Origin of the sequence: Idiomarina sp. UBA4206 (assembly GCF_002383015.1) — a bacterium.
In the GTDB taxonomy this organism is placed as follows: domain Bacteria; phylum Pseudomonadota; class Gammaproteobacteria; order Enterobacterales; family Alteromonadaceae; genus Idiomarina; species Idiomarina abyssalis.
Map to the genome: position 1 here is coordinate 46,784 of NZ_DFTS01000004.1, position 11,040 is coordinate 57,823.

The window sequence follows — 11,040 nt, forward strand, 5'->3', positions numbered from 1 at the left end:
TTTAACAGCATCGGCAGTTTCTAACGCGTTAGCACCAGTCTGCAAGTTTATAGCGAGACCCGTGGCAGGCTTTCCGTTGTAATTTGCTTTAATGGAGTAGTTTTCAGCACCTTTTTCGACCTCTGCAACATCTTTTAGACGCACCTGAGAACCGTCAGGTAAAACCTTTAAGGTGATGTTTTCAAATTGATCTGCGTCAGACATTCTGGTTTGGGCAATAATTGTCGAATTAAGACGTTGGCCGTCAACAGCCGGGGTTCCGCCTAATTCACCCGCCGCAACTTGAGCATTTTGTGCTCGGATAGCGTCTTTTATATCGGCCATGGTCATGCCGTAATTAACTAACGCAGAAGGGTCGACCCAAATACGCATAGCATAAGGCGCACCAAATAACTGAACATTGCCAACGCCGGTTGTACGGGCTATAGGGTCCTGAATATTCGAGGCAATATAGTCACTTAAGTCGGTTTGTGTGTAGCGGTCATCGGTCGCAACAAGCGCCGCAACCATCAGGAACGAACTGCTGGATTTACTGACAGTAATGCCCTGAGCTTGTACTTCCTGAGGTAGTTGTGGAGTTGCCTGTGACAGCTTATTCTGAACCTGAACCTGAGCAATATCCGGATCTGTTCCTGACGCAAAAGTCAGGCTGATACTTGCATTACCAAAGTTGCTTTGTGAAGAGAAGTAAAGCAGGTTATCGATACCTGTCATGTTCTGTTCGATCACTTTGGTAACTGTGTTAGACACCGTTTCAGCGTTAGCACCAGGGTAGCTCACCTGAATCTCGACAGCAGGCGGAGCAATGGTTGGATACTGAGCTATAGGCAGCTGTATCATAGCGATGGCACCGGCCATCATTGTCAGCAGTGCGATAACCCATGCAAATATCGGGCGATTAATAAAAAACTTGGCCATTACTGACTTCCCTTACTGCTGCTGTTCAGAGTTTGACGAATCGATAGTGACTTCATCGCCAGGACGAATCTTTTGTAAGCCTGAGATGATCACAGTGTCTCCTTCTTTCAGGCCATCAGAGATCAGCCATTTGTTGTCGATGGCACGTTCCGTTGTAATCATTCGCTGTTCGACAGTATTGTCGTCATTAACCAGCATGACATAAGGGCGTCCACGTGGGTCTCGGGTAACGGCTTTTTGCGGTACCTGAATGGCGTCACTTATGCTGCCTTCGCTGACTTCAGCGCGCACGAACATACCAGGGTAGAGCGTCTTATCCGGGTTAGGGAATACCGCACGAAGTAAAATGGCACCGGTGTCTTCGTCAACGCTAACTTCTGAGAAGAGTAATTCGCCTTTTTGGTCGTAATCGAGACCATTCAATTTTAACCGAACTGGAGCGTTTCCTTTGTCGTTGGCCTGAATACGATCCGACTTAATGTCAGCCTGTAATTTCATAAACTGTTTACTGGACTGATTAATATCGACGTAGATTGGGTCTAGTTGGTTAATAGTAACCAGAGGGTCGGCTTGTGAGGCGGTTAACAATGCCCCTTCAGTAAAGTTTGAACGACCGATAATCCCACTGATAGGGGCGTTTACTTTCGTGTATTCAAGATTAATACGGGCATTCTTCAACTGAGCTTCAGCTAAAGAAACCGCCGCTTTATTTTGATAGAAAGTGGCTTCTGCACTATCAAATTCATCTCTGCTAACGGCGTTTTCATTGAGGAGTTCCTGAAAACGTTTATAACGTAGCTCAGAGCTGCGTAATACGGCTTTAGCACTCTCAACCTCGGCTTCAGCACTGGCTAATTCTGCTTTGTAAACGGCGGGATCAATTTGATAGAGCTGTTGTCCTTTTTCGACAAAAGTACCTTCCTCAAAGGTTCGATCAAGCAAGACACCACTGACCTGAGGCCGAACCTGTGCTACGCGGTAGGCGGCAGTCCTACCCGGTAGATCAACGCTTAGATTCAATGATTCAGGGGTTATTGTAACCACTTCTACTTGGGCCGCTTGCTGTTGGCCTTGTTGCTGTTGCTGCTGTTGGTCACTGCAAGCGGCTAGTGCTCCTGTTAACAGGATACCCGTTGCTAAAATTGGGACAAACCTAAAACGCGTGTTCATTAAACCTACCTCTGGCCTATAAATTTATTAGCATTCCGGAATTATACATACATTCATGTATGTTTGTAAAATTATTCGGCAACAGTTAATGCAATTTTTCCTATGGTTTTCTGACTTTCAATTGCTTCATGTGCTTTGCGAAGATTTTCTGCATTCATTTCGCCAAAGGTTTTACCAAGTGTTGAGCGTATTTGACCTTTTTCGACCATTTCAGAAATATGATTAAGTAACTCCTGTTGCTTTATCATGTCGTCAGTATTGAACATAGACCGGGTAAACATAAACTCCCAGTGAAGACTGATGCTCTTTTGCTTCATTAATGTAATATCAATATTTTCAGCAGGATCATCTATTAAGCAAAAGCGGCCTTGAGGCGCCATAAACTTCATGCACTGAGTAAAGTATTGCTCGCTATGCGTCAGGCAGGCAACATCCGTTACCGGATCTGAACCCGTGCTTTCAATTTGTTCGGCTAAATCATCGTAATGATTAATAACATAGTCTGCGCCTAAGGCTTTCACCCATTGCTGAGACTCTGCGCGTGAGGCTGTGGCTATAATCGTAGCATCGGTCAATTGAGCGGCAAGTTGAATTAAGATGGAGCCAACACCACCGGCACCGCCGATGATCAACAAGGTTCTCTTTTTATGGGCAGAGGCTTTATCAATTTGCAACCGGTCGAAAAGTATTTCCCAGGCGGTAATGCTGGTTAAAGGCAGGGCTGCTGCCTGACAGTCGTCAAGGTTTTCAGGCGCTTTACCGGCAATTCGGTAATCAACGACCTGCATTTGAGCATTACAACCTGGACGGGTTAAATCACCTGCGTACCAGACTCTGTCTCCTGGTTCAAAACCTGTCACTTTATTACCCATTGATATAACTTCACCAACAGCGTCCCAGCCTATAATTTTATGGCCGGATTCAGGTGCCATTCGCATTCGAATTTTTGTATCGACGGGGTTAACTGCAATAGCTTTTACTTTAACGAGTAAGTCGTTTTCCTCTGGCTTTGGGTCATCAACCGTAATGTCCAGTAATGAGTTTGAGTCTTCTACAGGAAGTGATTTTTTATATCCTACAGCGCGCATAGTGCTCTCCTTAGTAACAATGATGACACTGTATACGTATTATAAGAGAAACCGATGACAAAAAAGTGGCAGTTAAGAAGAAAAGCCGGCTTGTTCCAGGTTATCTGCAAACGCTTCCAGAGCAGCGACTCCCTGAATGTCTTCCTCTAATAAATAAAGAGAGTAACTTGGCCAGGCGTTAAAACGCTTTGCTATGTCTTCTAAATAAGACTTTTCTTGTGTGCGTCGTTTTGCAAGAAAGCTTCCGTCAGCTTGTTCAGGCAAAATGCGGTTAATGATAACGCCGCCAACAGGCAACTTCTCAGTGGTTAGAGACTGCAGCGCCCGGTTCGTTTCCTGAATAGGAAGCCGCTCGGGAGTTAAAACAAAGAAAATAGAGGTGTAATTTTCATCTTGTAATAATCGGCGGGTTCGCTGGAACAAGCGTTGCCGATTTAACAACTGTTCGGTAATTGCACGAGTGCGGTCGGTCATACCATCGCTGGCGTTGTCTTTAGGATCGGACATGGGGTTATTTATGTCTTTACCCGCTTTAGGGGATAAATGATCCAATACCGAATCTAAGTTTTCAGAGCGCTTTTGTGAACGCAGCATGCCCTGAGTCCAGGCTGCCATTGCTTCGGGTAAAGTTAGCAAGCGTAATGTATGGCCAGTGGGGGCAGTGTCGAAAATGAGTAAGTCGTAATCTTTTTCTGCCTCATCAATAACGGCACAAATTCTCTCCAGCAAAGCGGCTTCCTGTGCTCCGGGCGACTGCTGTGTTAAGCGCATCTGCCGTTCAATTTCAGGAAAAAGATCAGGGTTAGTAAAGCGCTTCATCTGTGAACTGACACGATCGATATGTGCCTTTACTTCGTGGTCAGGATCGATTTCTAATGCGGTTAAATTTTCGCGTACAACCGTTTTGTGATCACCGATTTGCTGATCAAAAACATCAGCCAGACTGTGGGCGGGGTCAGTTGAGACCAGCAAAACCTTTTTGCCATGACGAGCCGCCAGCACCGCCAGTGCCGAAGAAACCGTTGTTTTACCAACGCCGCCTTTACCGCCAATCAGCAAAACTTTTTTATCGCTTAACAACATGAGAAATGAACCCTGTATCTGGTCGGGTTATAAATTAGCAGCAACGGAAGTGATCAAGAGGTGAGTGTTCCATCCCCATGCGTTGATGCCACTCGTGGAAGCGTTCCAACATTAGTGGTTGTAGCTCCAGCGTATAATAGGCGGCCGGATTCGGCACGCCCATCATTTCAGAAAAAACCAGTAGCATGAACAAGTCGTCTTCATCACGCTTTGCACGGGCAATAGCAGAGCGATAGGGCGCATTATAAAACTCGTTTGCTAAGTCGCTTGCACGACTAAACCAACGGCGCACGGACTGAATGTTCATGCTACTTACTCCTGTTTATTCTTGTTTCTGAGCCTTTTGTTCTTTACGGATTTTAGATAATCCGGCACTGGCCTCAAGGGCAATCCAGATAGCCGCAACCAGTACCACTAAATCCAGACCCATTAAGAACCAGTCGCCACTATCGTAGAAGCCTTTAAGCTGAACGATAAGCGCGAATACGGTCATTATCAGTAAGAAAATTAAGGGTAACAGGGTGTAGTACATAGGACGACCCAAGCGTACCAGCATGACAGTAATGACCAATAAAGTTAAACCGGCCAGTAACTGGTTTGTGGTACCGAACAGAGGCCAGATGACTAACCCCCCTGTACCGTCCGCTCCACCGGCACCAAATGCCAGTAATAAGCAGCTACCTGCAGCTAACAGAGTTGCAGGAAGGGCTTTCTGCATCCAGTTGATGTTATACAGGTTGCCCCATTCCTGAAAAATATAACGTTGTAAGCGCAGACCGGTATCCATGGTCGTACCGGCGAACAGCACCGCCATGACAGTCAGTAAAGTCTCGGAAATACCTACGTCCAGACCCAGACCCTGACTAATGATATTGGCACCACCTTCAACGAAAGCTGCTACACCGCCCTGACCGAAGGAAGAATAGACGGCTTCCCAGTCGGCTAACGTAGCAAAACCTGCTGTCGCAGCAATAATGGTTGCCAACGAAAGAGAACCCTCACCAATAGCACCAAAGTAACCAACAAAGCGGGCATCGGTTTCTTTATCCAGCTGTTTGGACGTTGTTCCTGAAGCTACCAGCCCGTGGAAACCAGAAATAGCACCACAGGCTATGGTGACGAACAACAATGGCACCATGGAAGGAGTGCCTTCCGGGGTGTTGCTGTTAAAGGCCGGAGCTGATATTTCCGGGGCGAGCAGTAAAGTTGCACCGTAAAGCAGAATAAGACCAATAAATAACTGCAGGCCATTAATATAATCACGAGGCTGCAATAATACCCAAACAGGTAACAATGAGGCGATAGCAGCGTAACCAAACAGGATAAGTACCCATTGGGCGTTATCACTGATTCCCATAACGGTTTCAGGTAACTGAAGTGGGAAAGATGGACCGGCCCAAATAAGTGCATATAGTGCTAAAACACCAATGATCGATATGGCACCAAGACCCATCCATTTACGGAAGATTATCTGACCGATAATAAGTGCAACGAAAATCGCTCCCCAAACAGGAACCACAGAACTCGAGAACTTGATGAGCAGACCTGATATTGCTGTGGCGAAAACGGCATTAACCATCAGCAACACGAGGAATATCACGATCATAAATAAGGTTTGAGAGCGTTTTCCGACAACGTCGCCGGTTAAATTACCAATAGACTTTGCTTTATTACGGTTGCTTGCCCAAATAGCACCTGCATCATGTACGCCAGCAAAAAATATGGTTCCGAAAATGACCCATAGGAAGGCGGGAACCCAGCCCCAAATAACGGCGATAGCAGGGCCGATAATAGGCGCCGCGCCGGCTACAGATGTAAAGTGGTGACCCCAAAGAACATATTTATTGGTAGGGACGAAGTCAACGCCGTCTTCTAATTCATGAGCTGGTGTTCTGAAGTTTGGGTCAAGCTTAAAAATTTTCTCAGCAATGAATTTTGAGTAAAAAACATAACCGAGAAACATAGCGCCTAAACCCAGAACCATCATTACGATTGCGTTCATGGCAAAGCCTCATTGTTGTGGTGTTAGACAGATAACGTAAAGTACCATCGGTTATTGTAGCGTAGATTCAATAACCGATGGCATACGACCAATGTCTAATATCTATAGAAGCTTAAAGCGTTTAGAGCCTTTTGTTCCCCTGAAGCAGGCGCACAACCAATGAAATTACGAATAGAACGACGAAGATAAAGAAGATAATTTTAGCGATTTCAGCGGCTGCTCCAGCAATACCACCGAATCCTAAAATGGCTGCGATAACTGCAACGACGAAAAAGATAAGAACCCAACGTAACATAGTGACCTCACTAATTATTTGAGAAGTTTCAATTAGTAAGGTAGACCATGATTATGAGAATAACTAGTATTCAGAAATGTAAAAAACTGCTAAGGCGTATAAACCTTAGCAGTTTTCAGTTTTTCAGGAGTGATGATTAGTGAGCTTCTGCTGCTGCGTCCGCTGCTGCTTTATCATCTAGCTTATCGGCGTAAACCTGAATGCGGGGCGCTAAGTAAATAGCGTTACTCAGCAATTTCGCTGTTCCCCAGAAGTAGGCGCGGAAATTGACGTTGTCGGCAAAACCAATAACCTGTCCACTACCATAGCGATGAGCGGCAATGTTGGTTTTTCCTTTCAGAATTTCCCGGTTCCGTTCATCAGTGTAGCCACTCATTAATGGTTGTTCTGAATAACGAGCTACTGAAACAAAAGGAGACTCAGGCTCTTCCATAGCAGCAACCGAGTTTTTAAATACCGGCATTTGCTCACGCGGGAAGCCAAAGAAGAGTGGGTGAGAAGTGTCGACTTCCATGGAGAATATTGCACCGGCAATTCGTTGTTCCGAATAGAAGCTATCGCGATCGTCATAACTCATACGATCTTTAGCGAAGGCATCCTGAAAGACGGAGTCTTCGATGAAGCGTGTATGCAGAAGGTTATTTTCTGCCAGCCATTCAGCACCACCACGTTGACCAATTATTGTGCCGCCCTGACTAACCCATTGCTTGAGCTTTTTGCGTAACGCTTTGTCGAGGTTACCGTAGCGGCCATCAACCATAATGATATGGCTATAGCGAGTTAGGTCGGCGCGTGAAAGTCGCTCTGTATCGATCATAGAAAGTGGAATGCCCACATGACGGTCCAGGTAGTACCAGGTTTCGCCAGCTTCGTAGAGGTTTACACCAGCACCAGTCAGCATCATGACGCTGGGCTCTTCTACTGGCTGAATATTGCGGCTACCTAAATCAATACCTTCTGGGGTCAACCCGGTTTCTATAGAAGTGACGTGAACGCCTTTTTCTTTTGCTGCAGTTGCCAGGCGACGCTGAACATCTCGCCAGTCACGCTCCTGGTAAGCCTTAGGCACAATGACAGAGCCGGGAGAAAACTCCTGACGACCTTGTTGAGCCTCGACAGTAAACGGCTTGGTGCTTTGACGTACGTGAATATTCTGCTCTAACAACTCCTGGAGCAAACCCGGAGCGTGGTAGTCATCCCAGTTAAACGCGTAGGCGTAAGCGTCGGTAAGCGCCGAGGACTTACGCTCAGGAGCATCCCAGGCTGCGTCAGCAATTTGGATGCGACCACGGTGTGTTTCAAATGGCACATTAAAGGCTAACGGAAGCGTCCAGCCAGATACATCATAGAAGGTATTGTCAGGGAAGCTCTTACGAGTGCTGAAAATACCCTGAATTAAACCGTACTGCGCTTGTGCCAGTGGTATGTAGTAACTGCTTCCGGCTTTAAACTCTTTACCGTTTTGTTCAATGTCTTTTTCGACACGGTAAGCTTTAATATCGTGTTGCTTAAAAATTTCCAGCAAGCCTTCAACGCGTGAAGGGTCACTTGAGTCACCAATTAAGTAACCATCAAAGTTCGCTTTTTTAGCGGCTTCAAGGCCTTCATCGTAAGCCCGTTCCTGAAACTCAATAAAACGACTTTTGTTCTTGTGCGTGCCATAAATGGTGCTAAGCGAAGCTACGAACTGGTTTCGGATAGTAAACGGGAAGCTGACTTCACCGTTAACCGAATCCTGCAAATGACCACGGCTGGAGGCCTGCTCAAATAAAATGCCGACTGATCCCTGAATGTCCGGATAGGTTGAACCTTTGCCGTAATAAAAGTCGTCGAACGATTCTTCGGTGTAATAAAGGCTGCCAATATCGTCTAAAGAGTCAGCGTGTTCTGCTGCTAAAATCTCTGTTAAACGAACGTTTTCATCCGGCGTTAGCGGGTTTTTGCGCGACGGAATACCAGGCTGGAAGAAATAGGTGCTGTTGGTGCCCATTTCGTGGTAATCGGTCAGAACGTTCGGTTTCCACTTTTGAAAGTTAGCCACTCGTGCACGTGACTCTGGGTGTTGTAATAACAACCAGTCACGGTTCATATCAAACCAATAGTGGTTAACCCGGCCACGAGTGAACGGCTGTACGTGTTCACGGTGCTGTGGATCGGCAACCAGGTTTTGGCTACGGTGCTGGTTTGCCCACTGTGCAAAACGCGCCAATCCATCAGGATTGAATGCGGGGTCAAGCAGAATAACAGAATCATTCAGAAGCGCGTCAACGGCTTCTCCTTCAGCAGCGGCAAGGTAGTAGGCGAATAATATCGCTGAGTTACTGCCACTGGATTCATCGCCGTGAATACTGTAACCCATATACATGACTACTGGTGTATTGTCCGGATCAGCATCACGGTCAGGGTCGGCTGCCGCTAAATGGCGTTCGCGAACATTGTCAATATTGGCGTGGTTGTCTTCTGAGGTGACCGTAAGCAGCAATAACGGACGTTGCTCATGCGTACGACCGGTAACTTCCAGTGTAATACGGTCTGACTCTTCGGCCAGAACTTCCATATACTTAACGATTTGTTCGGGACGTGCATGCCACTCACCAACCTGGTAACCAAGAACATCTTTTGGCTTAGTAATTTCCGGGTTGTAACTGACATCCTGTGGTAGGTAATACGAAAGGTCTTTTGTTGCTGCCATAGAGGGCAGGGCAACGATGACCAATGCGGCCGCTGTTAAACGGCTTAACATTCGCTTCAACATAGATAGATCCCCTTGGTGTTATTATTTTTCCACCATAACAAAAGCGTTGGAGATTAACTGCTGTTTTCGGTAGGTCGCAGATTTTTAGCGATGCTTATCTCTTTTTCATTTGATAGTCGTACATGGGATCGTAATAGTCGACCAGTAGTCCTTTTATCCATTGCTTGTGCAGCTCTTTACTGTTGCTGCCCAGAGCCTGCTGCAACGTATCGCTAAGTTGACGAAACCTGAGATCGCCCAATCGCTTGCGAGTGCGGGCCAAACTGTCCAGCAGGTAGTTTTCAAACTGCGCTCTTGCTGAGTAACGTTTTTCCGCCTCAACAACGTATTCCTGGTAAATAACTTCCACACGTTGCTCAACGGTGGATTCAATACGATAGCGCTCTGCTTTTTGAGTTGCCAGACGCAGGCACTCGGGAACAGAAACCGAGCCTATATGGCTGCCTTCATCTTCAATGAAAAGGGTCGTTGCACCTTGTGCTTTTAACTTAATAAGCTCAATAGCTAACTGGTTCTCAAAGTCTATCTGGGTCGGCTGAGGTTCAGGAAAACGGCCGAACGCTGAACCTCGGTGATGCGCTAAACCTTCTAAGTCAATGGAGTGGGCTTTTTCTTTAATAAACTCGGTTTTCTGGCACCCGGTGCGACCACTGACTACAATCCAGTGAAACTGCGAGACAAGCTCCTCGGTACGTTGTATCAAATGCTGTCTTAAAGCTTTGTAACCACCTTTTACACGAGGGCGTTGTATGTTTTCATCAATTAGCCATTGTTGCACTATTTCAGAGCGCAAACCGCCGCGAAAGCAATAGATAACACCCTTAGGTTGAACACTGAAAAAATCTTTCCAGACATTCACTCTACGTTTTTTAGTCTCGCCGCTGACCAGCGCATGGCCGAGTTCAATTGCTGCTTTCTGGCCATGGTGTTTATAACAAGTGCCAACTTTCGCCCGTTCGTCATCCGTCATCAGCGGGTAATTAACGGCTGTGCTAAAAGCGCCTTTTTTAAATTCTGAAGGCGCCCTTAAATCAAGCAACGGCGTATCGTTAATAAACAGCTCGTCGAATTGTGAGTGAGTTATCCATTTACCGGTCATTTATTCGACGACCACCCGGTATGTTTGTGACTGTGCAGAATAAAGCTCACCAATAACCTGTATTAGCTGATTATGCTCGCGACAAGTTTGATAAACGACTTCAACGTCTTCCTTTGCCACGCTGATGAGTAAGCCACCAGACGTTTGTGGGTCACATAAGAGGTTACGCTGTTGCTCCGGCACCGGGCTTATATGTTGACCGTAGCTATCAAAATTTCGCGAGCTACCGCCGGGGACACATCCCTGACTCAGGTAGTCGTGTACGTGAGGCAGTGTCGGGATCTTGTCGAACTGAATTTTTGCATAGAGGTCTGCACCTTCGGACATCTCGATTAAATGTCCGGCCAAACCAAAGCCGGTAACATCAGTGATTGCGTTCACGCCCTTAATATCGGCCAAAACAGGACCAATTTTGTTCATTTGGCACATGGTTTCAATCGCAATTCCGCTATGTTCGGGTAACAGTTTTTTCTGTTTTTGCGCGGTCGTCAAAATGCCAACCCCTAAAGGCTTAGTCAGCATTAATACATCTCCATCGCGAGCCGTATCGTTTTGCTTGAGTTTCTGTTTTTCAACCTGACCCGTTACCGCTAACCCAAAAATGGGCTCTGGCGCATCAATGCTGTGTCC

Annotated in this window: 10 protein-coding genes; all 10 read right to left on the reverse strand. The window is 46.4% G+C overall.

Features of this window, described 5'->3' with window-relative positions; genetic code table 11:
• On the reverse strand, positions 1 to 918 hold a 918-nt coding region (locus B3180_RS00575), incomplete at its 3' end, for an efflux RND transporter permease subunit (protein ID WP_286842265.1).
• A 12-nt stretch (positions 919 to 930) separates the two neighbouring features.
• Positions 931 to 2,088 carry an efflux RND transporter periplasmic adaptor subunit gene (locus B3180_RS00580; RefSeq protein WP_278358719.1) on the reverse strand — a complete coding sequence of 386 codons (1,158 nt, stop codon included), beginning with the start codon at positions 2,086 to 2,088 and terminating at the stop codon, positions 931 to 933.
• A gap of 71 nt (positions 2,089 to 2,159) precedes the next feature.
• Positions 2,160 to 3,176, reverse strand: coding sequence for a zinc-binding alcohol dehydrogenase family protein (locus tag B3180_RS00585; RefSeq protein WP_271331338.1), 1,017 nt, complete (start codon positions 3,174 to 3,176; stop codon positions 2,160 to 2,162).
• 72 nt (positions 3,177 to 3,248) lie between these two features.
• A complete protein-coding gene (locus B3180_RS00590; protein ID WP_278358718.1) occupies positions 3,249 to 4,259 on the reverse strand; it encodes an ArsA family ATPase in 1,011 nt (336 codons plus the stop codon).
• Between the two features lie 34 nt (positions 4,260 to 4,293).
• The gene (locus tag B3180_RS00595; RefSeq protein WP_011233950.1) at positions 4,294 to 4,566 is read right to left on the reverse strand and encodes a cory-CC-star protein; all 273 of its coding nucleotides are present in this window, start codon (positions 4,564 to 4,566) and stop codon (positions 4,294 to 4,296) included.
• Positions 4,567 to 4,581: 15 nt separating this feature from the next.
• Entirely contained in the window at positions 4,582 to 6,261 is a 1,680-nt protein-coding gene (locus tag B3180_RS00600; RefSeq protein ID WP_199493727.1) for a carbon starvation CstA family protein, read from the reverse strand.
• Between the two features lie 121 nt (positions 6,262 to 6,382).
• The gene (locus B3180_RS00605; RefSeq protein WP_074930764.1) at positions 6,383 to 6,556 is read right to left on the reverse strand and encodes a DUF1328 domain-containing protein; all 174 of its coding nucleotides are present in this window, start codon (positions 6,554 to 6,556) and stop codon (positions 6,383 to 6,385) included.
• Positions 6,557 to 6,692: 136 nt separating this feature from the next.
• Positions 6,693 to 9,311: a M14 metallopeptidase family protein gene (locus tag B3180_RS00610; protein ID WP_278358717.1), complete on the reverse strand. Its 2,619-nt coding sequence runs from the start codon at positions 9,309 to 9,311 to the stop codon at positions 6,693 to 6,695.
• A gap of 94 nt (positions 9,312 to 9,405) precedes the next feature.
• Positions 9,406 to 10,410: a tRNA 2-selenouridine(34) synthase MnmH gene (mnmH, locus tag B3180_RS00615; protein ID WP_278358716.1), complete on the reverse strand. Its 1,005-nt coding sequence runs from the start codon at positions 10,408 to 10,410 to the stop codon at positions 9,406 to 9,408.
• The coding region (gene selD / locus B3180_RS00620) for a selenide, water dikinase SelD (protein WP_414654004.1) at positions 10,411 to 11,040 on the reverse strand (630 nt) is incomplete at its 5' end.

Coding starts and splice junctions, on each gene's coding strand:
- B3180_RS00580 (WP_278358719.1), bottom strand. CDS start 2,088: ATGAACACGCGTTTTAGGTTTGTCCCAATTTTAGCAACGGGTATCCTG.
- B3180_RS00585 (WP_271331338.1), bottom strand. CDS start 3,176: ATGCGCGCTGTAGGATATAAAAAATCACTTCCTGTAGAAGACTCAAAC.
- B3180_RS00590 (WP_278358718.1), bottom strand. CDS start 4,259: ATGTTGTTAAGCGATAAAAAAGTTTTGCTGATTGGCGGTAAAGGCGGC.
- B3180_RS00595 (WP_011233950.1), bottom strand. CDS start 4,566: ATGAACATTCAGTCCGTGCGCCGTTGGTTTAGTCGTGCAAGCGACTTA.
- B3180_RS00600 (WP_199493727.1), bottom strand. CDS start 6,261: ATGAACGCAATCGTAATGATGGTTCTGGGTTTAGGCGCTATGTTTCTC.
- B3180_RS00605 (WP_074930764.1), bottom strand. CDS start 6,556: ATGTTACGTTGGGTTCTTATCTTTTTCGTCGTTGCAGTTATCGCAGCC.
- B3180_RS00610 (WP_278358717.1), bottom strand. CDS start 9,311: ATGTTGAAGCGAATGTTAAGCCGTTTAACAGCGGCCGCATTGGTCATC.
- mnmH (WP_278358716.1), bottom strand. CDS start 10,410: ATGACCGGTAAATGGATAACTCACTCACAATTCGACGAGCTGTTTATT.